The sequence below is a fragment of the Candidatus Symbiopectobacterium sp. NZEC135 genome, from assembly GCF_025962695.1.
This window is the reverse complement of the sequence record NZ_JAGFPF010000263.1, coordinates 1-2,041: the sequence shown is the minus strand read 5'-3', so window position 1 is coordinate 2,041 and position 2,041 is coordinate 1. Positions and strand designations below refer to the sequence as shown.

General features: G+C 55.7%; 3 protein-coding genes. 2 read left to right on the top strand and 1 reads right to left on the bottom strand.

The window, feature by feature from the left end; genetic code table 11:
* Together J5224_RS25680 and J5224_RS25675 are read left to right on the top strand one after the other, a co-directional pair.
* A partial coding sequence (locus J5224_RS25680) for an FGGY-family carbohydrate kinase (protein ID WP_264628027.1) occupies positions 1 to 369 on the top strand: 369 nt, incomplete at its 5' end.
* Positions 370 to 397: 28 nt separating this feature from the next.
* Positions 398 to 1,837: a glycoside hydrolase family 1 protein gene (locus tag J5224_RS25675; RefSeq protein ID WP_264628026.1), complete on the top strand. Its 1,440-nt coding sequence runs from the start codon at positions 398 to 400 to the stop codon at positions 1,835 to 1,837.
* 3 nt (positions 1,838 to 1,840) lie between these two features.
* Here J5224_RS25675 and J5224_RS25670 read toward each other — a convergent pair.
* A partial coding sequence (locus J5224_RS25670) for a lytic murein transglycosylase (RefSeq protein ID WP_264628025.1) occupies positions 1,841 to 2,041 on the bottom strand: 201 nt, incomplete at its 5' end.

Here is a 2,041-nt window from a genome sequence, read left to right as displayed (position 1 = left end):
TTCGCCCGCGCCATTCTGGAAGGAATTGCCCATGAACTTCATCACCAGATTCAGGGCATCGCCCCGCTGGTGGGGGAAATAACCGATATCTACACCGCGGGTGGCATCACCCAATTCGGCACCTTCAACCAGATTCAGGCAGATATTTACAACCGCCCGGTGGTGGCACTCGAGGATAACGCCACGGCGGCGGGTGCCTGGATCTCTGCGGTGGTCACGCTGCAACACTACCGCAGCTACGCGCAAGCCCACCAACAGATTGCCCGCCATCAACACACATGGCGCTTCTCGCCGCAGCCGGACAACGTGGCGCTGTATCAGGCACAGGCGGTAAAAAGCCGCACCGTGCGAGAACACATTTACTCATGACCATTTTCTACTACACCAAGGTGATTGCATGCTGAACAAGATAAAAACTGACTTTCCCGCCGACTTTCTGTGGGGCGCCGCCACCTCCGCTTTTCAGGTAGAAGGTGGCTATCTGGAGGATGGCAAAGGGCTTTCCACCGCGGACACGCGCGCGTTGCTGAAATCTCATCAACAGGCTGATACCACAGTTGCCAGTGGACACTACACCCACTGGCGGGAAGATATCGCCTTGATGGCCGAACTGGGCCTGCGCTCTTACCGTTTTTCCATCGCCTGGACCCGTATTTTCCCCAATGGCGATGAAGCCGAGCCGAATCAGGCTGGGATTGATTTTTATCTGGCACTGATTGATGAACTGCGCCACCACCACATTGAACCCATCGTCACCCTGTACCATTTCGATTTTCCGGAAGGGTTGAATAAAAAGTACGGAGGCTGGCTGGCGCGTGAATCCATCGCCGATTTCGAGAAATATGCGCGCACCTTGTTTAGCGCCTTTGGCGACCGCGTGAAATACTGGCTGACCATTAACGAACAGAACCTGATGCTGTCAGTGGATGTGCTTATGGGATTGCAGGGTCTGGACGCCAACGAGGCCGATCGCCGCCGCTATCAGATGAACCATCACATGTTTCTGGCGACCGCTAAGGCGATTGAAGCCTGCCATGAACTGCTGCCACAGGCGAAGATTGGTCCGGCGGTCTCCTATGTGCCTATCTACCCGGCATCACCGCGCCCTGAAGATGTTTTAGCCGCGCGTCACAACCACGATCTGCGCAACCACGCCATGCTGCACGTGCATTGCTATGGCGACTATCCCGGTTACTACACCGCATTTTTGCAACAGCACGGCTGGTATCCGCAGGTGGAAGACGGTGATTTTGACTATCTGCGCCAGCATGCGCCGGATTTCATCGCCTTTAACTACTATCGCACCAACGTTGCCAGCGCCTGCCCGGCAGACATCAGCGTACAGGACATTGAGCGCATCAAAGACGAAACGGGCGATCGTTTGGCGTCCGTAATCCCCGGTTACTATCAGCGTGAAAAGAACCCCTACCTGAAGGCAACAGAATATGGCTGGCAGATCGATCCGATTGGCTTTCGCCTGGCATTTCGTGAACTGCATGAACGCTATCGGCTACCGCTGATGGTGACAGAGAATGGATTGGGTACACGCGATGAACTCACGCCGGACGGTAAGGTGCACGACGACTATCGCATTGCCTATATTCGCGATCACATCGAGCAGATGCGGCTCGCCATTCAGGACGGTGCACAGGTTATCTCCTACAACCCCTGGACCTTTATCGATGTGCTCAGTTCGAGCGATGGTTTTAAGAAGCGCTACGGCTTTGTCTATATCGATCGGGGTGAGTTCGATCCCACCCCGTTGACGCGCATCAAGAAGGACAGCTTCTACTGGTATCAGGCGTTGATCCGCAATAACGGCAACGCCCCAGCGTGACGTTTATTCCCAGCGCAGGCTAGGCTGCGCCCCACTCGTCGGCTGACGGGTGGGCATTGCCTGTACGGCGTTACCCTGGCTGGCCTGCTTCACCGCCAGCCCCAGTTGCCACACGGCCATCGCATAGTGGACGCTGTGATTATAGCGGGTGATGGGGTAGAAATTCGGCAAGCCGAACCAGTATTGGAATTGGTTGCCCATATC

Coding starts and splice junctions, on each gene's coding strand:
- J5224_RS25675 (WP_264628026.1), top strand. CDS start 398: ATGCTGAACAAGATAAAAACTGACTTTCCCGCCGACTTTCTGTGGGGC.